The organism is Deinococcus aquaedulcis (assembly GCF_019693445.1).
In the GTDB taxonomy this organism is placed as follows: Bacteria; Deinococcota; Deinococci; order Deinococcales; family Deinococcaceae; genus Deinococcus; species Deinococcus aquaedulcis.
The window spans coordinates 40,691-59,311 of record NZ_JAHRBL010000010.1 but is presented as its reverse complement, the minus strand read 5'-3'; the positions used below and the strand labels follow the sequence as shown (position 1 = coordinate 59,311).

At 66.8% G+C, this 18,621-nt stretch carries 14 protein-coding genes; 9 read left to right on the top strand and 5 right to left on the bottom strand.

Annotation, left to right across the window (positions count from 1 at the left end; translation table 11 throughout):
- Positions 1–27: 27 nt before the first annotated feature.
- Positions 28–3,306 carry a DNA translocase FtsK gene (locus KMW22_RS12540; protein ID WP_221090389.1) on the top strand — a complete coding sequence of 1,093 codons (3,279 nt, stop codon included), beginning with the start codon at positions 28–30 and terminating at the stop codon, positions 3,304–3,306.
- A gap of 665 nt (positions 3,307–3,971) precedes the next feature.
- On the top strand, positions 3,972–5,654 hold the full coding sequence (locus KMW22_RS12535) for a fasciclin domain-containing protein (RefSeq protein ID WP_221090388.1): 1,683 nt from the start codon (positions 3,972–3,974) through the stop codon (positions 5,652–5,654).
- Between the two features lie 193 nt (positions 5,655–5,847).
- On the opposite strand, the gene KMW22_RS12530 is transcribed toward KMW22_RS12535, so the two are convergent.
- The 3 genes from KMW22_RS12530 to KMW22_RS12520 all read right to left on the bottom strand — a co-directional run bounded on the left by KMW22_RS12530 (position 5,848) and on the right by KMW22_RS12520 (position 8,849).
- A complete protein-coding gene (locus KMW22_RS12530) occupies positions 5,848–6,696 on the bottom strand; it encodes a metallophosphoesterase family protein (protein ID WP_221090387.1) in 849 nt (282 codons plus the stop codon).
- Positions 6,697–6,859: 163 nt separating this feature from the next.
- Positions 6,860–8,125 (bottom strand): ABC transporter permease, encoded by a 1,266-nt coding sequence (locus tag KMW22_RS12525; protein ID WP_221090386.1) that lies wholly within the window; start codon positions 8,123–8,125, stop codon positions 6,860–6,862.
- The gene (locus KMW22_RS12520; protein ID WP_221090385.1) at positions 8,115–8,849 is read right to left on the bottom strand and encodes an ABC transporter ATP-binding protein; all 735 of its coding nucleotides are present in this window, start codon (positions 8,847–8,849) and stop codon (positions 8,115–8,117) included. The genes KMW22_RS12525 and KMW22_RS12520 overlap by 11 nt, the downstream gene beginning before the upstream one ends.
- Positions 8,850–9,416: 567 nt before the next feature.
- On the opposite strand from KMW22_RS12520, the gene KMW22_RS12515 reads away from it, so the two are divergent.
- The 7 genes from KMW22_RS12515 to KMW22_RS12485 all read left to right on the top strand — a co-directional run bounded on the left by KMW22_RS12515 (position 9,417) and on the right by KMW22_RS12485 (position 15,120).
- The gene (locus KMW22_RS12515) at positions 9,417–9,923 is read left to right on the top strand and encodes a transcription initiation factor IIE subunit alpha family protein (protein ID WP_107136248.1); all 507 of its coding nucleotides are present in this window, start codon (positions 9,417–9,419) and stop codon (positions 9,921–9,923) included.
- Positions 9,924–10,023: 100 nt separating this feature from the next.
- On the top strand, positions 10,024–10,353 hold the full coding sequence (locus KMW22_RS12510; RefSeq protein WP_174366391.1) for a cyclic-di-AMP receptor: 330 nt from the start codon (positions 10,024–10,026) through the stop codon (positions 10,351–10,353).
- A gap of 522 nt (positions 10,354–10,875) precedes the next feature.
- Positions 10,876–11,325: an acyl-CoA thioesterase gene (locus KMW22_RS12505; protein ID WP_407928444.1), complete on the top strand. Its 450-nt coding sequence runs from the start codon at positions 10,876–10,878 to the stop codon at positions 11,323–11,325.
- Entirely contained in the window at positions 11,309–11,731 is a 423-nt protein-coding gene (locus tag KMW22_RS12500) for a ribonucleotide reductase stimulatory protein (protein WP_328774685.1), read from the top strand. The genes KMW22_RS12505 and KMW22_RS12500 overlap by 17 nt, the downstream gene beginning before the upstream one ends.
- Positions 11,710–13,797, top strand: coding sequence for a class 1b ribonucleoside-diphosphate reductase subunit alpha (gene nrdE / locus KMW22_RS12495; RefSeq protein ID WP_221090383.1), 2,088 nt, complete (start codon positions 11,710–11,712; stop codon positions 13,795–13,797). The genes KMW22_RS12500 and nrdE overlap by 22 nt, the downstream gene beginning before the upstream one ends.
- Before the next feature lie 65 nt (positions 13,798–13,862).
- Complete coding sequence (locus KMW22_RS12490) at positions 13,863–14,855, top strand: ribonucleotide-diphosphate reductase subunit beta (protein WP_221090382.1); 993 nt, start codon at positions 13,863–13,865, stop codon at positions 14,853–14,855.
- Positions 14,845–15,120: a thioredoxin domain-containing protein gene (locus KMW22_RS12485; protein ID WP_221090381.1), complete on the top strand. Its 276-nt coding sequence runs from the start codon at positions 14,845–14,847 to the stop codon at positions 15,118–15,120. The genes KMW22_RS12490 and KMW22_RS12485 overlap by 11 nt, the downstream gene beginning before the upstream one ends.
- A gap of 223 nt (positions 15,121–15,343) precedes the next feature.
- Here KMW22_RS12485 and polA read toward each other — a convergent pair whose 3' ends face one another.
- Both polA and KMW22_RS12475 read right to left on the bottom strand, forming a co-directional pair.
- The gene (gene polA / locus KMW22_RS12480) at positions 15,344–18,115 is read right to left on the bottom strand and encodes a DNA polymerase I (RefSeq protein WP_221090380.1); all 2,772 of its coding nucleotides are present in this window, start codon (positions 18,113–18,115) and stop codon (positions 15,344–15,346) included.
- A gap of 115 nt (positions 18,116–18,230) precedes the next feature.
- The gene (locus KMW22_RS12475) at positions 18,231–18,374 is read right to left on the bottom strand and encodes a hypothetical protein (RefSeq protein ID WP_221090379.1); all 144 of its coding nucleotides are present in this window, start codon (positions 18,372–18,374) and stop codon (positions 18,231–18,233) included.
- Positions 18,375–18,621 lie beyond the last annotated feature (247 nt).

The window sequence follows — 18,621 nt, the reverse complement described above, 5'->3', positions numbered from 1 at the left end:
CCCCCCATTTGAGCTACACTGCCCCCTATGGCGAAGGCGAAAAGGAGGGCCGCTCCGGTCAGTCAGTTCGATGGAGAGGCACTGGGCCTGGTGCTGTTCGCTCTGGGGATCTTTCTGGGGGTGACGGTGTTTCTGCCGCAGCCAGAGGCCGCCCCCGATCAATTCATGGGGCAGGCCCGGACGCTGCTGCTCTCGAACCTGGGCTGGGCCGCGTGGCTGCTGCCGGTGGTGCCGGTGGCCTACGGCACCCTGGTCTTTCTGGGCCGTGACCTGCGCAACCTCACCCGCCGGGTGCTGGGCGGCGTGGTGGTGGTGGTCTCCCTGCTGGCGCTGCATGAGGTGGCGCAGCCCGGTCAGGCAGGCGAACTGGCCGCGCGGGTCATGGGGCCGCTGCGCGCGGTGCTGAGCGTGTTGGCGGCGCTGCTGCCACTGATCACCCTGACCCTGGGCGCCGAGCTGATGCTGCGCCTGGCGCCCTTTACGCTGCTCAAAGGCTTCTTCCGGCACACCAGTGTGCTGCTGGGCGGCAGCGCGGCGCAGGTGCAGGGCGCCCTGGAAGCCCGGCAGGGCGGGCGCGAATCGGCGCGGGTGCGCACCGAAGCCCGCCAGGGCCTCTCGGCGCTGGGCCGCGAACTGGACGACCTGCGCCGCCTGCTGCCCGAAGACCCGGGCCTGCGCGACCTGCAGCAGGAGCTGCGCGCCGCCTCGCGCGAGGTACGCGGCCTGGACACGGCCGGACTGAAGAACCTGGAACGCGACCTCGCCGGCTGGCGCACCCTGCTGGACACCTTTGTGGGCAACGCCGCGCGCGACCTGCGCGAAGAGGTGGCCGCCGAAGCCCCCGAGGCTGGCGCCCTAAGTGAAGCCGCCGCCAACGAGATCCGCGCCGGGCGCCACGAGCTGAGCACGGAACTGCCCAGCACCCAGGCGTGCGGCGCCCTGGAACGCTGGCGCCGCGCCCTGGTGGCCGAGGCCCAGCGCCTCGCCGTGCGGGCCGGACGCCTGGAGCGCGAGCGCAAGGCCGCCGAAAAGGCCCTGAACAAGGCCGACAGCGCCGCACTGGCCCGCGAGTGGCCCGCCCACCGGGCCCGTCGTGAGGAATGGGCCGCCCTGGCCCGCGAGGTCACGGCGTGGCGGGGCCGCGCCGCCGCCTACAGCGGCTGGCCGGAACTGACCGCCGCTTTTGACCGTGCCCCCACCGAGGTCGCCACCCAGCTCGCCGAGGCCCTGAGCGCCGACCCCGAAGGCACCGTGATTGATCCCGCCGGCTGGCGCGCGGTGCTGGCCCAGGCCCAAGAGGAAGCGCGCCGCCGCGTGGAAGCCATGACCATGCCGGTCTCCGGCATGCCCACCCTGGACTTCGACTTCACCAGTGATTTCTCTGGCGCGGTGGCGGCCCCCAGCCCCGAACCCGCCGCCCCGCTGTGGAGCCCGCCGGCTGGCGCGCGCGCAGCCGTGGTGGCGCCGCCCCCGGCAGAACAGGCCGACGAGGTCCGGCCGCTGGAAACACCCCACCTCGACCTCAGCCCCGACCGGGCTGCCCCCACTGCTGCCCCTCGCCCCCCGGCCATCACCCGCCCGGCCCCGGTGCCCACGCCTATGCCCACCCCCGACCCCGATCTGGGCGAACTGCTCCAGGGCGCCCCGGACGGCATGGACCCCTTTTCCGGCTGGGAAGACGACGACCTGCCCTTTGGCCCGCCTGCTTCGGCCACCGGGCCGGCGAGTGGGACATCACCGGCCGCCCCCTGGGAAAGCCCCGCGCCCGAGAAGACGGCCCCCAAACCCGCCACCCAGCTCCCCCTGTTTACCGGCGAGCCCAACCCCAGCCCCCGCCCGGTGCAGGGTGCGCTGCCGCTGGCCCGGCCCGATGAGCGGCTGCTGGACCCCATTCCGGCCGCTGCCCTGAACACGGCGGCGCTGGACATCTCGGCGCGGCAGCGCGCCGGGCTGATTGACGAGACGCTGCGGCACTTCAATCTGCAGGCGCGCGTGGTGGACTACGCCCGGGGCCCCACCGTCACCCGCTACGAGATCGAGCCGGCCCCCGGTGAAAAGATCAGCCGCATTGCGGGCCTGTCCAACGACCTTGCCCGCGCGCTGGCCGTGGGCGGCGTGCGCGTGGAAGCCCCAGTGCCTGGCAAAAGCGTGATTGGCCTGGAAGTGCCCAACGCTGAACGCGAACCCGTAACCTTCCACCAGGCCGCCGACGCGCCCAGCTTCAAGAACACCCGCGCCAAGCTGCCCATCATCCTGGGCAAGAGCATTGACGGCGAACTGATGGTGGGCGACCTCGCCAAAATGCCGCACCTGCTGGTGGCGGGCTCCACGGGCTCGGGCAAATCGGTGTGCGTGAACACGCTGATCACCTCGCTGCTGTTCAAGTACCTGCCCACCGAACTGCGCTTCCTGATGATTGACCCCAAGATGGTGGAGCTCACGCCCTACGACGGCATTCCCCATCTGGTGCGCGGCGTGGTCACCAACCCGGTGGACGCGGCGGGCGTGCTGCTGGGCGCCGTGGCCCACATGGAGCGCCGCTACAAGATGATGAGCCAGGTGGGCGCCAAGAACCTGGAGCAGTTCAACGCCAAGATGCGGCAGGTGGGCGAAACGGAACTGCCCCACCTCGTGATCATCATTGACGAGCTCGCCGACCTGATGATCACCAGTCCCAAGGAAGTGGAAAGCGCGATCATGCGCCTCGCCCAGATGGCGCGCGCCACCGGCATGCACCTCGTGCTGGCAACCCAGCGGCCCAGCGTGGATATCCTGACCAGCCTGATCAAAGTCAACGTGCCCGCGCGCATTGCCTTTGCGGTGAGCAGCAGCCACGACAGCCGCACGATTCTGGACGCCCTGGGCGCCGAACGCCTGACGGGCATGGGCGACATGCTGTTCTACCAGCCGGGTCTGATCAAGCCGGTGCGTCTGCAGGGCCCGTACATCAGCGAGGTGGAATCCGCCCGCATTGCCGATGAACTGCGGCGGCAGGTGTTCGAGGACACGTTCGTGGAAGCCTACGGGTCAGACTTTGAGGGTGGCGTGGAGGCCAGCGGCCCCAGCGGCGACAAGACGAGCATGGATTTCTCTGATCCCCTGCTGCGTCAGGCCGCGCAGATCTGCATTGAGGAAGGTCAGGGCAGTGTGTCGCGTCTGCAGCGCCGCCTCTCGGTGGGCCACGCGCGGGCCGGCAAGCTGATGGACATGCTGGAGGCCATGAAGATTGTCAGCAAGCATCAGGGCAGCAAACCCCGCGAGGTGCTGATCACCGAAGCTGAATTGCCGGAGTATTTTGGCCGCTGAGTGGGAACGCGGGCTGGGCGCGTAGGCCTTAAACCTGTCACCTGCAGCCACAGATAAGCGGGCCCCAAGTCGCCGTGGGGTCCGCTCAACCTGCAGGGTGCAAGAGGGGCTCCTTCCGAACCGCATCAGCACATAAGCCCCGCCGCAGACAGTGCCAAGGCACTACACAAATTCTGCGTCAATCATTGCGCCTCATCGCTCTTCCCCTGCAGGGGAGTGGCAAAGCTGAGCAGCAGAGGGCGCTGGCGGGCCCGGCAAGCTCAACCGTGCTCTCAGCCTCTAGAGAGAACAGGCGCCAACAGCAGCGGAGGGAAGCTCATCCAGCGGCGGGCGAGCTGAGCACGGAAACGTGCGATGGCGACGTCGTCAGGGTTTCATGGTGCCAAAGCGGCCCACTGGCCCTCAGCCCCGTGCGTATGTCGAAGGCTCTCCCCTCCCCTTCAGGTTGGTAAGCAACCTCTCCGCCCCAACCTTTCGGACCATGCTCCTCTCAATTCTCAATGAATTCTTCAGGTCATGAAGTGAATATGAGAAGCACCATAATAGCCCTGTCTTTTTCATTTACATCTCTTGTCTTAAATCTTCCAAAAGTTGCTTTTACAGACGGGTTGGTGAAGATTAGGGGCCGGATCAGCAGTTCAATATTTCTTTTCGAGGTGATGTCCATGAAGAAGCAGACCAGCTTTGTCACGCTCAGCCTGATGCTTGCCACGCCCGCCCTCGCCGGCGGCGCCGGTGCACCCGTCTCCGCCCCTGCCAGTGGCCCCTGCCGCAGCATTGCGCAGATCGTCATGAGCGATCCCAACTTCAGCACGCTCGCCACCGCTGTGGAGGCCGCTGGCCTGAGCCAGACCCTGATGGGCGGGCAGTACACGGTGTTTGCCCCCACCAACGCGGCCTTTGCCAAGCTGCCCAGCGACACGCTGGCGATGGTGTTGAACGACGCCACCATGCTGCGCAACATCCTGCTGTACCACGTGGTGCCCGGCAAGGTCAGCGCCAAGCAGGTCATGGGCATGTCCTCGGGCAGGACCCTGCAGGGCTCCAGCTTCCTGGTCACCAAGATGGGCAACAAGGTGATGGTGGACAACGCCACCGTGACCCGCGCCGATGTGATGGCCTGCAACGGTATCGTCCATGTGATTGACACCGTGCTGATGCCCGCCATGAACACGGCCGCCACCCCCGCTCCGTCCCCAGCGCCTGCCGCCACCACGCCTGCTCCGGCCCCCGCGCCGGCAGCAACGGCCCCGGCCACCACGGCGCCGGCCGCTGTGGACGTGCTGCGTATTCCGGCCACCCCAGTCAGCGTGGGAGCGAGCACCACCGTCACCACGAACACGAACACCACCAACACCACAACCACCACGACGACGACCACCACCACGACCACCGAGGTCTCCACCACCACGCTGTACGACCTGATCTCGGGCGACGAGCGCTTCACCACCCTGCGCGACCTGCTGAGTGACGCCGAACTCACCGACGTGCTGATCAGCAACGAGTACACGGTGTTTGCACCCACCAACGAAGCCTTTGAGGCCGTGGACCCCGACACCCTGGCCCTGATTGCCAGCGACCCCGAGACCCTGAAGGCCGTGCTGCTGTACCACGTGGTGGCTGGGCGCCTGGAAAGCGCGCGCCTGACCCAGGCCGGACAGCTGCGCAGCGAGCAGGGCGCCAGCCTGGACGTGACCCTGAACGGCACCAACTCCATGATTGGCGAGGCGATGGTGACCACCACGCCCATCCAGGCCAGCAACGGCTTTATCTACCCGGTCAGCGCGGTGCTCCTGCCCCCTGATCTGGTGCTGCCCCAGCCCCCCACGGGTGATGCGGCAACCACCGATACGACGGCGACCACCACGACCACGACCACGACGACCACCACCACCATCACGCTGGCCCCGGCTCAGAACGGCGCCAACCTGCTGGAAGTGCTGAGCCAGCCCCAGTTCAGCACCCTGCTGAGCCTCGTGCAGCGGGCCAACCTGCTGCCCAGCCTCACGGCGGCCGACGTGACCATCTTTGCCCCCACCAACGACGCCTTTGCCAAGGTGCCCCAGGCCACGCTGGACATGCTCCTGGCCGACCCCGCCAAGCTGACCCAGGTGCTGCAGTACCACGTGGTCACCGGCCGCGTGATTGACCAGGCGCTGAACGTGGCGCAGCTGCGCTCCGTGGAAGGCAGCTCGATTGACCTGATGATGGAAACGGGCGGCGGCCTGCGCGCTGGCGTGCGCAGCGGCGACACCATCACGGGCGGCATGGTCAGCACCCGCGCCGACGCGGGCACCAGCGTGGTCTACGCCATTGACACCGTGCTGATTCCTCCCACCCTGCGCTAAGACCTCTCACTCAAATTGGCCCCGCCTCCTCTGGCGGGGCTTTTTGATGGGCGGGGTAAAGCCACGTTTTGAGGCGAACTTGCTTTCAGCACCGCTGCCAGGGCTGGCCAGAGTGCAGCCGGCGCGACTCAATGAATACGGCTCTTTTCGTCACGGCCCTTTCGATGGCCCGGAGCACGGCCTGTAGCCTTTATCAGCTACAGACCGCCAGGGTGTTCAGGAAGGCTGCCCAGCTGTCCGGTGTACGGGGGGTGCCGGTTTCCTCGGTCCACGTCCAGTAGGGCGTGTAAAGGCTGCGGGCCGTGCGCAGCTCCTCGCGGAAAATCTCGGCGCTCAGGCCGGTGCACAGCAAGCCACTAGTTTCAAAGCGGCGCAGGACGCCGCGCTGGTCGTAGGGCACCGCACGGAAGGTGGGCACCCAACCTTCAGGAGTGGCCGTCAGCAGCAGATACTGGGCACGCGGGTCGTGGTTGGCCGGGGCGCCCACAGCCCCGGTGTTCAGGACCAGCGTGCCGTCCATGACCGCGTGGGCCGGGCGGTGAATGTGCGAGCCCACCAGCACGTCGTAGGGTGCGGCCCCGTTGCGGCGGCGCAGGGCCTGTAGCCGCTCGGGCGGGGTGCGCTCGCTCAGGCTTTCGCGGTAGTGGTCGGCGGTGCCATGGGCCAGCAGCACACGCCCCGCTCCGGGTTCAAACAGTTCAGTGGTCAGGGGCCACGCAGCACTGGCGTGCAGCAGGCCAGCGCGGTCCAGCGCCTGTGCGCTCCAGTCGGTGGCGCCCCAGAAGGGATCGGCAAACCAGTCTGGCGGCAGGGTGTCGCTGCGCGCGTGCCACATCCGCAGTAAATCGTCGTGGTTGCCCAGAGTGAAGGTCACATCTGCGCGGCCCAGCAGCAGCTCCAGCGCTTCTACCGAATCCGGGCCCCGGTTGACCACGTCGCCGTTCACGATCAGGCGCTCGGCCCCCTGCGCCGCTGCGTCAGCCAGGACCGCGCGCAGGGCGTCGGCATTGCCGTGAATGTCTGCCAACACCGCCACCCTCATCGCCGGGGCATTCTAGACACTGCCTGCCCCGCCGACCAGGGCCGACAGAACAAAAGTCAGCGGGAAAAGCCCTTTGACGGCACAACGTGTTCCGTGCGCCCCTGGTTGCCGCCAAAGAAAAGGGTGGCCCTCTCTCAGGCCACCCCTCCACCTCTGTATCGTCCTAATTGCGGAAAATGACTTCCTCGCGTCCAAACGAGCGCAGGGCGAACAGGGCCAGCAGGGCGGCGCCCAGCAGGTTTACACCCATCGCCAGCAGCACGTGCCCGGCGTCGGGCGTGCCGCGCACGGCGTCCAGAATGGCGATCATGCCGCCAATCACCGGAATGGCGTAGGCGCCCAGGCCAATCTGCAGAAAGTCTGCAAACTGCAGCAGGATCGCCGGCAGCACCAGAAACAGCGTAATGGGTGCCACGTAGGTCTGAGCTTCCTTGAATGACCGCGCGAAAATGCCCACCGAAATCAGCAGGGCGCTGATCAGCAGCGCGGCACTCAAGGCCACGCCCAGCAGCGCCAGCGTGCTGCCCACGCTCAGGCTGAGTTGACCGCCCAGGCCCTCGGTCAGCATGGCCTGCTGCTGCGGCTGGTTTTGCAGCCACAGGCGCATGGCCACCCCGCTGAGTACGAAGCCGGCCACGCTGAAGGCGGCGCTGGTCAGGGCGGTCAGGGTGGTCGCCAGCAGCTTGCCCGCCACCACCTCGGCGCGGCGCACAGGGGCCACCAGCAGGCTTTCCAGGGTGCCGCGCTCCTTTTCCCCGGCGGTGGCGTCCAGCGCGGTCGCCATGCCCCCAGACAGGATGAACTGCAGCATCAGCATGGGAATCAGAAAGGCCAGTTGCCCACTGCGCTGCTCCTGCTGGGTGCTGGCGTCCACGGGTTTCAGGGCAATGGGTGCGAGCACCTGTTCATTCAGGCCCAGGCCCTGCAGGCGCTGCACGGCGAGCGCCCGGTTGTACGCTTCCACCACGTCTGACACCTTGCTGTAGGCCCCGGTCTGGGCCCGCAGATTGCTCAGCTTGGCGTGCAGTTCCAGGGTGCCGGTGCCGTCGCCCGCACGCTGCGGCAGGGTGCCCACCGGCCGGATGGCCGCGTCCACCTCGCCGTCCTGCACCGCCTGGGTGGGATCGGCCACGGTTTTCAGGTCTACGCCGGCTCGCACCACGGTGCCGTCGGGCAGTTTCTCGTCGCGCTCCAGGGCGGCGCGCAGGGCGGCTGGAATGGTGCCACTGATGCCTACCGTCTGCCGCGCCTGCTGCTGCCCGCCGATCAGGCCGCCCATCATCAGGGGCAGGCCCAGTGTGAGCAGCGGGATCAGGATCAGGGGCATCAGGATGGTGGCGTTCAGGGTGCGGCGGTCGCGCAGGGTGCCCAGCAGGTCGCGCGTGGCCACCTGCCAGACCAGCGCCGGGCGCAGGCCTCTAGCCCGCATGGGCCACCCCCGGGCGCACCAGGGCAAAGAAGGCGCGTTCCAGTGTGCGCTCGCCGGTGCGCGCTAGCAACTCATTCAGGGTGCCGCTGGCCAGCAGGGCACCCTCGTGCAGAATCGCCACGCGGTCACAGACCTCTTCGACCTCACTCATGACGTGGGTGGAATACACCGTCAGGCGCCCGGGGGCGCGGGTGGCCTGCACGAAGTCCAGCAGCGTGCGCCGGGCAAAAATGTCCAGGCCGCTGGCCGCCTCGTCCAGAATCAGCACGGGGGGGTCGTGAATCACGGCGCGGGCAATCACCACCTTCTGTTTCATCCCGGTGGAATACTCCCCGGCGCGCGTGTCCAGGGTGCGGCCCAGTTCCAGCCGCGCATCCAGTTCGGCAATGCGGGCGTCGGCCTGGGTACGGCTCAGGCCATACAGCACCGCAAAGGACCGCAAAATTTCCCGGCCGGTCAGGCGCGCAGGCAGCCCCATGCCGCCGTTCACCACGCCAACCACTCGCCGCACGCCTTCGGGGTCGGCGTGAATGTCGTGCCCCGCCAGGGTGGCCGAGCCCCGGTCGGGCTGCAGCAGCGTGGCCATAATGCGCAGCAGGGTGGTTTTGCCGGCGCCGTTGGGCCCCAGCAGGCCAAACACCTGATTGCTCTCGGCGTGCAGGGTCACACTCCGTAGCGCCGTGAATGTGCCGTAGGTCTTGGTGATGTCGCGCAGTTCCAGCATTCGTCTCCTTCCACACAGCGTGAGCGTGGTTACAAAGAGCTTACGTGCAAGGTGGCCTAAGAGTTCCTGGCCCAGAAGTCAAGGAACAACGATCAGCGCGGACGCTTGTGCTGAAGGGAGAGCGGTGCCGGATGCTTGAATGAAGAGGTTTGCCGGACTTTCAGGAGCACGCAGGCAAGGACCTGCTTCAGAGCCAATTGCTGGATGTTTTGATTGCCAGAGGCGGCTTGGGAAACAGCCGGTGGCCTAACTTGCTGTCCCACACCTGTACAAGTGAGTAGCCCATGAGGCCACAAAGCCCATTTTGACTGTCTTTTTCTCCTGTTCCGCTTCATAGGACGCGCCTTAAATGCAAGTCCCCCGCAGCTCATGCAAGATGAGAAAAGATCTGTAACAATAGGAAAGTTGCGCAACTGGGCGCATCTTTTCGGCCAAAGTCGCGTGTTCTCCGGTCCCCCATCCTGCCTGAACGGGTGGCGCTGGACCACACTGGTTTCGCACCTTTTTTTCTGTGGCGGCGCTGGCTCCGCGCCGCGCCCACCGCCGCAGTCCTCCCGGAGGCGTTACATGTTTAATCCCCCCACCCTTGAAGATCTGCAAGAAACCCGGCGCGCCAACGAGAAGCTGGTTCTGAAGGCGCTGGAAAGCAAGCCCGAATGGGTTGAAACGGAACTGGCCAAGACCACGAGCCTCGCCCTGTCGCACCTGCGCGCCGCGCTGGCCAGCCTGCTGGACCAGGGCCGCGTGCGCCGCCTGCCCGGCACCGGCACCCGCGCCGTGTACGGTCTGGCGGACCCCGGTCTGGCTGACGTGCCCGCCACCCCGCTGACCGAGAGCGCCAAGAAGGTCCGTGACTACCTCGAAGGCCGCGCCGACAGCGCCCTGTACATGAGCGAGCAGCTGCGCATGACCCGTGAAGAAGTGATGGCGGCTCTGAGCCTGCTCAACGCCCACGGCATGATCACCTGCACCTTTGTGGGCAGCCTCGTGATTTTCCGCCTGAAAGAAACCCAGGCTCTGGGGCAGGAGAACGCCGCCCCGGAAAAGGCCGGGCGGAAGAAGAACGTCGCCTGATTCTGTGCTGAACTGCTGCCCCCGCCCCTGTGCGGGGGCTTTGCTGTTAGGGGCAGGCAGCTGACGGCGCCCAAATAGTCGGTCTGGTATTGTGCGGGGCATGAAGCTTGTGCTGGCCGTGATTCAGGATGCCGACGCCACCGCCCTGGTGCGCGTTCTGTCGCAAAACGCCTTTGAAGTCACGAAGCTGGCCAGCACCGGCGGGTTCCTGCGCGAGGGCAACACCACGCTGATGATTGGCGTGAGTGACGAGCGGCTGGACGAACTCAAGCGCCACGTCCAGCGCACCTGCCGCACCCGCACCCGCCTCGTGGCCCCCAGCGTACCCATGGGCGAGCAGAACGAGGGCCTGGTGAACGACCCGGTGGAGGTGCCGGTGGGCGGAGCGGTGATGTTCGTGATGGGCGTGCAGGAGTTTGTAAAGGTGTAAGGGCTGGGGGCTGCGGGCTCTGGGCCATGAGCCATGAGGCAGGACCAGCCGGAGACGGCCGAAGCACAGAACCGCTGGAAAGCCAGAATGCAGCTCTCGCCCAGAGGCTGCGTTTCTTTTGCTGTCCAGATCTTGTACCTGCTGGGCCCATTTGACCGGCCGGGGTACAAACTGTAGACTCGGCACGTTTGTTGCCGCGTGGCAACACTCCGCAGGAACAGAGGGAAGTCCGGTCACGGTCCCCACCCCGGGGGCCTTCAGTCCGGCACGGTCGCGCCACGGTTTTCAGTCCGAACGCTCGCCTCGCGGAGTTCTCGCCCTTTTTCTGCTCCCGCGTCAGGAGCGCAAGGTGGTTGGTTTTGTGACGGCTTAACCCTGTAACGCGTGTGCCCGCCGGGCCACCCCATGAATACCCTTTTTTAACCTGCCGGCCCCCTGTTGGCCCAGGTTCACCTTCGCCGCCCCTGGCCCCAGGGGGCGCTGTCCTGCTGACCCTGCCCCCAGCGGTCAGCCGAGGTCGTTTTGCCTGACGCTGCCCTGCCCACTTCGGCCCCGCCTCCTTCAGCACCCCCGGTGCGGCCCTTTACGGGTGAAACCCGTGTCACGCACGCCGTGTTTCCTGGCCACACCAACCACCACGGCACCCTGTTTGGGGGCGAAGCCCTGTCCTTAATGGATTCGGCCGCCTTTATCGCTGCCACCCGGTACTGCCGCCGCAAGGTGGTCACCCGCCATCTGGACGCCATGGAGTTCCGTCACCCCATTCCGCAGGGCTCACTGGTGGAGTTGGTGGCCCGCGTGGTTCGCACCGGGCGCACCAGCATGACCGTGCTGGTCGAGCTGTTCCGTGAGGCGCTGTACAGCGATGAGCGCGAACTGGCCTGCACCGGCACCTTTACCCTGGTGGCCCTGGACGACCAGGGGCAGCCGGTGGCCGTGCCCACCCTGGAGCCCCGTGCAGCTGGTCGTTGATTCCCTGACCGGCAACGTGCGGCGCTTTGCCCAGGCGGTGGCCCGTGAAGCCGGCGGGCTGCCCGTGCATGAAGTGAGCTACGGCGCCCCCCCCGGGCCCTACCTGCTGCTCACCTACACCTTCGGGCAGGGGCAGGTGCCCGCCAGCACCCAGGCGTTTCTGGCTCAGCACGCCGCTGGCCTGCGCGGCGTGGTCGCCAGCGGCAGCTACCACTGGGGCGCCCATTTTGCGCGGGCCGGCACCCTGATCGCTGCCCAGTACGGCGTGCCGCTGGTGGCCCGCCTGAACAAAGGGGGCACCGCCGCCGACCGCGCGCAGGTGACCGCGTGGCTGCGCGCGCAGACCCAGCCCACCGAACTTCATTCCCCCAAAAGGACCCCGCTATGGACCCCTGGACCGAACTGAATAACCGCGTGCTCTCGGGCACGGCCGTGGACACGAGCTTTGATCAGGCCGCGCTGGAGAGCTACCTTTCGCAGAAGGTCCGGCCCAACATGGTGGCCTTTCCCAGCCTGCAGGCCAGAATTGACGCGCTGGTGGCGCGCGGCGTGTGGGACGCCGGGGTGTTTGCGCGCTACGCGCCGCAGGAGGTGCAGGCGGTCTTCGCGCGGGCCGAGGCGCTGGGCTTTCAGTTCCGCTCGTTTATGGGCGCCCACAAGTTCTACTCGGAGTACGCCACCATGACCCCCGACCGCACGGCGTGGCTGGAGCGCTACGAGGACCGCCTCAGCGTGACCGCCCTGGCCCGCAGCGACTCTGGCGCGGGGGCCCTGGAACTGGTGGAGCACCTGGTCACGCAGACCTTTACCCCGGCCACGCCCACCCTGATGAACTCTGGCAAGGCGAACACGGGGCGGCTGGTGAGCTGCTTTCTGCTGCAGGACTGTACCGACAACCTGGATTCCATCACCAAGACGCTGGCCTTTGTGGCCGAGCTGTCCAAGGGCGGCGGCGGGATTGGGGTGGAGCTCAGCAACCTGCGCGCCCGGGGCGAATCGCTGCGGGGCCTGCAGAACGTCACCAAGGGTGTGATGGGCGTGGCCAAGATGCTGGACCACATGCTGCGCTACGCCGATCAGGCCGGGCAGCGCCCCGGCGCCGGGGCCATCTACCTGAACGTGCTGCACGCCGACTTTCTGGATACCCTGAGCGCCAAGAAAATTGCCACCGACGAGGACGCCCGATTGAAAACCCTCTCGGTGGGCGCCACCATTCCCGACATCTTCATGGCCAAGGCGCGCGCGGGCGAGGACATCTACCAGTTTTACCCCCACTCGCTTGCCCAGGAAACCGGGCGTGAGTTCACCGACATCGACTGGACGCGCGACTACGAGGCGCTGGCCGCCAATCCCCGCCTTCGCAAAAAGCGCGTCTCGGCGCGGCGGGTGCTCGAAGAGATCGCGGTGACGCAGGGCGAGAGCGGCTATCCCTACCTGCTGTTCGAGGGTCACGCCAATCGCGCCAACCCCATTCCCAACGTGGGCACCATCAAGATGAGCAACCTCTGCTCCGAGATTCTGCAGCCCACGCGGCCCAGCACCTTTTACCCCTACGGCCAGGAACACCGCGATCAGGTGGGGCTGGACGTGAGCTGCAACCTCGCCTCGCTGGTCATAGAGCAGAGCCTCGCCAGCGGTGATCTGGGGCGGGTGGTGCGGGCGGCTGTGCGCCTGCTGGACAACGTGGCGCGCTCCACGGCCATTCACGAGGTGCCGGCCGTGAAGCGTGCCAACGACGAGATGCGCTCGGTGGGCCTGGGGGCCATGGGCCTGCATTCGTTTCTGGCCAAAAACGAACTGGTGTACGGCAGCCCGGAAGCGCTGGAATTTGTGGACGTGTACTTCGCCGCCGTGCACTACCACGCCCGCCGCACCAGCATGGAGATTGCCCGCGACACCGGCTTTGTGTTCAGCGGTTTTGAAGGCAGCCGCTACCAGAGTGGCGAGCACTTTGCCCAGTACCTGCAGCAGGACTTCGCGCCGCGCACGCCCGAGGTTCAGGCCCTGTTCGCCGGCCACACGCTCCCCACCCGCCAGGACTGGGCGGGGCTGGTGGCCGACATCCAGCAGCACGGCTTGGCGCACTCCTTCGTGATGGCGATTGCGCCCACCGGCTCGATCAGCTATGTCTCGCACGCTTCGGCCAGCATCATGCCGGTGACCGAACGGGTGGAAACGCGCACCAGCAACAAGGCGCGCACGGTCTACCCCATGCCGCACCTGAACGAGCTGACCGAATGGTTTTACGAGGAAGCCTACGACATGGACCAGCGCCGGGTGATTGACACGGTGGCCACCGCGCAGAAACACGTAGACCAGGGCATTTCCTGCACGCTGTTCGTGCCCAGCACCGCCAGCACCCGCACCCTGCAGCGCTATTACCTGTACGCCTACGCGCGCGGTCTGAAAACGCTGTATTACACGCGGCTGAAGAAGGTCAGCGTGGAGGACTGCGCCGGGTGCGCGGTGTAGGGGGGGCCATGAGCCATGAGCCAGCGTACATCCCCCCTCCCCCACTCCCCCTGCCAGAGGTTTCTATGACCACCCCATTTACCGCCACCAACTGGAGCGAGCCGGAAGACAGTTTCTCGGTTGCCTTTTACGAGAAATACACCTCGCAGCTGTGGTTTCCCGACGAGATTCCACTGTCCAACGACGCGCTGTCCTGGCAGGGCCTGAGCGAGGACGAACGCTGGACCTACATGCACGCCTCGGCGGGGCTGAACGCACTGGACACCCTGCAGGGCGAGGTGGGTATGCCTGCGCTGCGCGCCCTGGTGGACGGCCACATTCGCAAGGCCACGCTGCAGTTCCAGGGCATGATGGAAGACGTTCACGCGCGTTCCTACAGCCTGATGAACAAGACCTTCCTGACCACCACCCAGGAACGGGCGCTGTTCGAGTGGGTCACGCAGCAGCCGCAGTTGCAATACAAGATTGCCTTTTTGCAGGACGTGTTCGAGGACCCCGACCGCTCTGACTTTGGGCTGTGGCGCAAGATGGTTGTCTCCTGCCTGCTGGAAACGGCCCTGTTCTACAGCGGTTTTTACTACCCCCTGCTGCTGGCCGGCCAGGGGCGGATGGTGTCGGCAGGCGAGATTTTCAATCTGATCATTCTGGACGAAGCGGTGCACGGCGTGTACGTGGCCCTGCTGGCCCAGGAGCGCTTCGCCGCCCTGAGCGAGCCCCAGCAGGCCGACGCAGCGGCGTGGTACGAGGCGGTGGTGTGGCGCCTGTACGAGAACGAACTGGCCTACACCGACATGCTTTACCGCCGCCTGGGCCTTGTTGACGACGCCACGCGCTTCCTGCGTTTTAACTTCAATGTGCTGGCTGACAACCTGAGTTTGCCGCGCCTGTTCGAGGAAGAGGACGTGAACCCCGTGGTCCTGAACGGCATCCGCTCGCGGGGCACCACCCACGACTTTTTCAGCGCCAAGGGCAGCAGCTACGCCAAACTGCGCGCCGAGCCGCTGACCGACGCCGACTTTGAAGAACTGTGGCCCGAGGAGGCGCCATATGTCCGCTGAGCGCCCCTTCGTGCTGTTCACGCAGGCGCAGTGCGCGGCCTGCGAGGTGCTGGCCCGGATGCTGGCCCTGCCCCTGCGCGGCGCGTTTGACCACCAGATTGACGTGCTGCACCGCCAGGAGCGCCCGGCCGACTTTGAGGCGCTGGCCGGGCGGCACGGCCTGGCCCGCACGCCCGCCCTGCTGCACCGCCCCAGCGGCGAACTGCTGCTGGAGACAGGCAGCCTGGGCACGGTGAAGGCATTTTTGCAGCGCCCCAGGACTTGACAGCTATTCCCCTTGCAACCTGATGCCAAGGGCGTCCTTCCCCATTCCGCTTACTCCGCTGTCTTTGACGGACATGCCTTATCACTCGCCCTAAAGAGATGAAAAGCGGCCACCCAGGCGGCCCCCAGGCTCCGCTGTGAGGGTCGGCTAGAAAATACTGGATAGGACGTCAACAGGGGCGGGAGGCGCAAAGACCTCCCGCCTCACCACCTCTCTCCCTCTTTTACTTCGTGTCGTACCAGTTGGGGCCAACCCCCACTTCCACTGCCAGGGGCACGCTCAGTTGCGCGGCGCCTTCCATCACGCGCTTCACCAGCGCGGCGACCTCCTCGGCGCGGTCCTCGGGGGTTTCAAGGAGCAGTTCGTCGTGCACCTGCAGCAGCAGCCGGGCGCCGGTGCCCTGCAGTTCACGGTCCAGCTGAATCATGGCGAGCTTGATGATGTCGGCGGCCGTGCCCTGAATGGGCATGTTGTAGGCCAGCCGCTCGCCGGCTTCGCGCAGGGTGCGGTTGCTGGCCACCAGTTCCGGCACGTAGCGCCGCCGGCCGTACAACGTTTCCACGTAGCCGTGCTGGCGCCCAAATTCCAGGGTGCGGTCAATGTAGCCGCGAATGCCCGGGTAGGTGGCGAAGTAGGTGTCAATGAACCCGGCTGCCTCGCTGTACGAAATGCTCAGATCGTTGCTCAGGCGGTGGGCGCTCATGCCGTACAGCACGCCAAAGTTTACGGTCTTGGCAGCGCGGCGCTGGTTGGGGGTCACCGTGCCCTCGTCCAGCCCCAGCACCTGCGCGGCGGTGCGGCGGTGAATGTCGGCGCCCTCCTGGAAGGCCTGCTGCATCAGGGGGTCGTCGGCAATGTGGGCCAGCAGCCGCAGCTCAATCTGCGAGTAGTCGGCGCTGATCAGGCAGAAGCCAGGGTCAGCAATAAAGCCCTTGCGCACCTCGCGGCCTAGTTCGCTGCGGATGGGGATGTTCTGCAGGTTGGGGTTGAGGCTGCTCAGGCGCCCGGTGGCCACTGCGCCCTGGGCAAAGGTGGTGTGCAGGCGCCCGGTGCGCGGGTTGACCAGATTGGGCAGCGGGTCCAGATAGGTGCCGCGCAGCTTTTCCAGCTCGCGGTATTCCAGCAGCGCCGGGATAATGGGGTGCTCGTCCCGCAGCGGTTCCAGCGCCGCCACCGCCGTGGAGCGCTTGCCGGTCAGCTTGGTTTTCTTGCCGCTGGCAAGGCCCAGTTCGTCGTACAGCACTGCCTCCAGCTGGTCGCGGCTGCGAATCTGGAACTCGCGCCCGGCCAGCGAGTGAATCTGGGCCTCCAGCGCCGAGAGCCGCGCCGCCGTGGCGCCGGAAAGCCCGCGCAGGTACTCGCTGTCCAGCCGCACGCCGCGCACCTCCATGCGCGCCAGCACCGCCGAGAGGGGCCGCTCCATGTCCTCGTACAGCGTGCGCCGGGCCTCGTCCAGCTGGGGGGGCAGCAGGTCCAGCAACTGCGCACTCAGGGCCGCGCGCCCAGCGGCGTCGTCCGGCCAGGGCACGTTCAGGTAGCGGCTGCACACGGCGCTCATGGTGGTGTTCGCCGGGTCCAGCAGGTAGGCCATCAGCTGCGGGTCGTCGCCGGGTTCAATGGTCAGCCCGCGCACGCTGAGGTGGGTCGCCAGCGCCTTGGCACTGGCAGCCGTCACCTGCCGCTGGCCCACGAATTCGGCCTCGTCCACCACGGCCGGAAACTGCGCGCGCAGCTTGGCGGCAGCCTTTTCGGCGTCCTTGCGCGCCTTTTCGGCCGCCTTCTGCTGCGCCTTGGTCAGGGGCGCGGCGGCCTCGCCTGCCTCGAAGAGGCCGCCTTCCCCTGGCCCCTGCGGCGCGGCGGCCTGGGCCCACTCGTCGGGCTCCTGGGTGGGGGCCACGCGCACGGTGGCCTGCTCGCCCTCGCGTTCATAGGTGGCGGCGTCCACCAGCGCGGCCGTCAGGTCGTCCTCGCGCGACAGCACGTAGCCCCACACCACGCCCTCCTTGGGAGTGCGCCAGGGGGCCTGGGTCACAGCCTGGGCCGGGCCGGCCAGGGGGGCCGGCGCCTGATCATCAGCGGGCGAGGCGCGGTGGGCCTGGTCCAGCACACCGTCGGGCATTGCCGCCTCGCGGCCGTCCAGGGCCAGAATGTCGCGCTTGACCGAGTGCAGTTCCAGTTCGTCCAGCAACTCGCTGAGCTTGTCCGGGTTGCCCGGTAGGCGGCCCGTGCCCAGTTCCACCTCCAGCGGCAGGTCAGTCACCATGCACGAGAGCTGGTGGCTGAACTGCACGGCTTCCTCGGCGTCCAGCAGCTTCTGGCGGGTGCCGTCGGGCTTCAGGGTGCCGGCCTTGGCGGCGGCGTAAATGCCCTCCAGGGTGCCGTATTCCTGCAGCAGCTTGGCGGCCGTCTTGGGGCCAATGCCCTTGGCGCCGGGAATGTTGTCGCTGGCGTCACCAGTCAGGGCGCGGTAGTCCACCCACTGGGCCACGGTCACGCCGTACTTTTCGAGCACCTCGGCCGGGCCAATCAGCTTGAAGTCGTTGGTAATGACCCGCACGTGGTCATCCAGCAGCTGGTAGGCGTCCCGGTCACTGGTGACAATGCGCACCTGCATGCCGGTGCCTTCGGCCTTGCGGGTCAGCGAGGCGATCACGTCGTCGGCCTCGTAGCCGGGTTCTTCCAGGCGCGGCAGGCCCAGCGCGTCCACGATGGCGCGAATCCGGTTGATCTGCGCGGGCAGGTCGCTGGGTGTCTCGGCGCGGCCCGACTTGTAGCCCTCAAACTGCTCGTGGCGAAAGGTCTTGACGGGTGGGTCGAACACCACGATGACCTGATTGCTGCGCTGCCGCATCAGGCGCAGCGTCAGGCGCAGAAAACCCACGATGGCGTTCGTGGCCTCGCCCCGGCTGTTGGAAAGCGGCGGCAGGGCGAAGTACGAGCGGAACGCCAGGGCGTGCCCGTCAATCAGCACCAGGGTATCGGGAGCGGCTGTCATGCCCACCATTCTACTGTGGACGTAACGTGAGCCGCCGCGCGCCAGGACTCAAAAAAACGCCGCCCTGGGTGAGGGACCAGGGCAGCGGGCGTGGGGGGCAAGGAAAGGGGCAGGGTCAGTCACCCGCCTGCAGGCCGCGCAGGGACGCGGGGGCGTCTTCCTGCTCGCGCAGCAGTACGCGGTCCTCATGCGTGAGGGCCATAAAGGCCACCAGCATGATCAGGAGGGTCAGGGCCGCCATGATCAGGAGAACGTCCATGGCCTCAGTGTGCGCCGCGCCCCCAAGCGGTCCATGACGCCAGCCTCAAGAGGGCGTCACCGCTTCTTGACCAGCCCTCAAGCCAACCCTGAATGAACGTCCATCTTGGCTGAGAAGGAGGGGCAAAGGGGGTGAGGCGAGGACTGGCACAGGAAAGAAACGGCCTGTCAGACGACTTTTTCCTTGCGGCCTTCGTCTGCCATTACCCAGGCACTGTTCAAGCGGCAGGCAGGAAAGACGAAACTGG

Excerpts from the sequence above, each read along its gene's own strand:
- KMW22_RS12540 (WP_221090389.1), top strand. The coding sequence starts at position 28 with ATGGCGAAGGCGAAAAGGAGGGCCGCTCCGGTCAGTCAGTTCGATGGA.
- KMW22_RS12520 (WP_221090385.1), bottom strand. The coding sequence starts at position 8,849 with ATGCTGGAACTGCGCGACATCACCAAGACCTACGGCACATTCACGGCG.
- KMW22_RS12485 (WP_221090381.1), top strand. The coding sequence starts at position 14,845 with ATGTCCGCTGAGCGCCCCTTCGTGCTGTTCACGCAGGCGCAGTGCGCG.
- KMW22_RS12475 (WP_221090379.1), bottom strand. The coding sequence starts at position 18,374 with ATGGACGTTCTCCTGATCATGGCGGCCCTGACCCTCCTGATCATGCTG.
- KMW22_RS12525 (WP_221090386.1), bottom strand. The coding sequence starts at position 8,125 with ATGCGGGCTAGAGGCCTGCGCCCGGCGCTGGTCTGGCAGGTGGCCACG.
- KMW22_RS12515 (WP_107136248.1), top strand. The coding sequence starts at position 9,417 with ATGTTTAATCCCCCCACCCTTGAAGATCTGCAAGAAACCCGGCGCGCC.
- KMW22_RS12535 (WP_221090388.1), top strand. The coding sequence starts at position 3,972 with ATGAAGAAGCAGACCAGCTTTGTCACGCTCAGCCTGATGCTTGCCACG.
- nrdE (WP_221090383.1), top strand. The coding sequence starts at position 11,710 with ATGGACCCCTGGACCGAACTGAATAACCGCGTGCTCTCGGGCACGGCC.
- KMW22_RS12510 (WP_174366391.1), top strand. The coding sequence starts at position 10,024 with ATGAAGCTTGTGCTGGCCGTGATTCAGGATGCCGACGCCACCGCCCTG.
- KMW22_RS12490 (WP_221090382.1), top strand. The coding sequence starts at position 13,863 with ATGACCACCCCATTTACCGCCACCAACTGGAGCGAGCCGGAAGACAGT.
- KMW22_RS12530 (WP_221090387.1), bottom strand. The coding sequence starts at position 6,696 with ATGAGGGTGGCGGTGTTGGCAGACATTCACGGCAATGCCGACGCCCTG.
- polA (WP_221090380.1), bottom strand. The coding sequence starts at position 18,115 with ATGACAGCCGCTCCCGATACCCTGGTGCTGATTGACGGGCACGCCCTG.